This is a genomic window from Labrys sedimenti (assembly GCF_034424805.1).
GTDB lineage: Bacteria > Pseudomonadota > Alphaproteobacteria > Rhizobiales > Labraceae > Labrys > Labrys sedimenti.
On sequence record NZ_JAXOUF010000062.1, the window covers coordinates 1 to 2,133 of the forward strand.

A 2,133-nucleotide genomic window follows, 5' to 3' on the forward strand; every position below is an offset into this window, starting at 1 on the left:
GCGACGAAGTCGGTCACGAACTGGCCCTTGGCATCATCGCTGGCATAGACCTCGGCCAGAGCGCGCAGCTGGGAGTTGGAACCGAACACCAGGTCGGCGCGGGTGCCGGTCCACTTCACCTCGCCGGTGACGCGGTCGCGGCCCTCGAACACGTCCTCGGCCGCCGAGGTCGCCTTCCAGGCCGTGCCCATGTCGAGCAGGTTGACGAAGAAGTCGGTGGTCAGCGCGCCCGGCCGGTCGGTCAGCACGCCATGCTGGGAGCCCCCGGCATTGACGTCGAGCACGCGCAGGCCCCCGACCAGCACCGTCAGTTCCGGCGCCGTCAGGCCCAGGAGTTGGGCCCTGTCGACCAGCAGCCCCTCGGCCGGCACGCTGTAGGTCGTCTTCAGATAGTTGCGGAAGCCGTCCGCCACCGGCTCCAGCACGGCAAAGGACTCCACATCCGTCTGCTCCTGGCTCGCATCGGTGCGGCCCGGGGTGAAGGGAACCGCCACGTCCTGGCCGGCCTTGCGGGCCGCCTGCTCGACCGCGGCATTGCCGCCCAGCACGATCAAATCGGCCAGCGAGATCTTCTTGCCGCCGGCCTGCGCCGCGTTGAAGTCCTGCTGGATCTCCTCCAGCACGCCGAGCACCTTGGCCAGTTGCGCCGGCTGGTTGACCTCCCAGTCCTTCTGCGGGGCCAGGCGGATGCGCGCGCCATTGGCGCCGCCCCTTTTGTCGGAACCGCGGAAGGTCGAGGCCGAGGCCCAGGCGGTGGCAACCAGCTCGGCGACCGACAGGCCCGAGGCCAGGATCTTGGCCTTGAGCTCGGCCGCGTCCTTCTCGTCGATCAGGGCATGGTCGAGCGCCGGCAGCGGATCCTGCCAGATCAGCTCCTCGGCCGGAACCTCCGGGCCGAGATAGCGGGCACGCGGGCCCATGTCGCGATGGGTCAGCTTGAACCAGGCCCGGGCGAAGGCTTCGGCGAAGGCGTCCGGGTTCTCGAAGAAATGCCGGGAGATCTTCTCATAGGCCGGGTCGAAGCGCAGTGCCAGGTCCGTGGTCAGCATGGCGGGGGCATGGCGCTTGGAGCGGTCATGCGCATCCGGCACCGAATTGGCACCGGCCCCATGCTTGGGCGTCCACTGATGGGCGCCGGCCGGGCTCTTGGTCAGCTCCCAGTCATAGCCGAACAGGTTCCAGAAGAAGTTGTTGCTCCATTTGGTCGGCGTCGAGGTCCAGGTCACCTCAAGTCCCGAGCCGATGGTGTCGCCGCCCTTGCCGGAGCCGAACTGGTTGTGCCAGCCAAGGCCCTGCAGCTCGATGCCGGAGGCCTCCGGCTCCGGCCCGACATTGGCGGCATCGCCGGCGCCATGGGTCTTGCCGAAGGTGTGGCCGCCAGCGATCAGCGCCACCGTCTCCTCGTCGTTCATCGCCATGCGGGCGAAGGTCTCGCGGATGTCGCGCGCCGCTGCCAGCGGATCGGGATTGCCGTTGGGCCCTTCGGGATTGACGTAGATCAGGCCCATCTGCACGGCGGCGAGCGGGTTCTCCAGGTTGCGGTCGCCGCTGTAGCGCTTGTCGTCGAGCCAGACGTTCTCGCTGCCCCAGTACACGTCCTCTTCGGGCTCCCACACGTCCTCGCGGCCGCCGGCAAAGCCGAAGGTCTTGAAGCCCATCGATTCCAGGGCGCAATTGCCGGTCAGGATCATCAGATCGGCCCAGGAGATCCGGTTGCCGTATTTGCGCTTGATCGGCCAGAGCAGGCGGCGGGCCTTGTCGAGATTGACGTTGTCGGGCCAGGAGTTGAGCGGGGCGAAGCGCTGCTGGCCCGCGCCCGCGCCACCACGCCCGTCGCCGGTGCGGTAGGTGCCGGCGCTGTGCCAGGCCATGCGGATGAACAGCGGGCCGTAATGGCCGAAATCGGCCGGCCACCACTCCTGCGAATCCGTCATCAGCGCGAACAGGTCCCGCTTCACCGCCGCAAGGTCCAGCTTCTTGAATTCCTGCGCATAGTCGAACGCCTTGCCCATCGGATTGGACAGGCTCGAATGCTGGTGCAGGATCTTCAGATTCAGCTGGTTCGGCCACCAGTCACGGTTCGAGCGAACCTCAAAACCGGGACGCGATCCATGCGCTACCGGGCACTTGCCG

The 2,133-nt window shown here is 67.6% G+C and carries 1 protein-coding gene; it reads right to left on the minus strand.

All coding sequences use genetic code 11. The annotated features are described in order from the left end of the window. Nucleotides 1–2,133, minus strand: a 2,133-nt coding sequence (gene katG, locus U1R88_RS35330) for a catalase/peroxidase HPI (RefSeq protein WP_322435538.1), incomplete at both ends; no start/stop codon positions are given.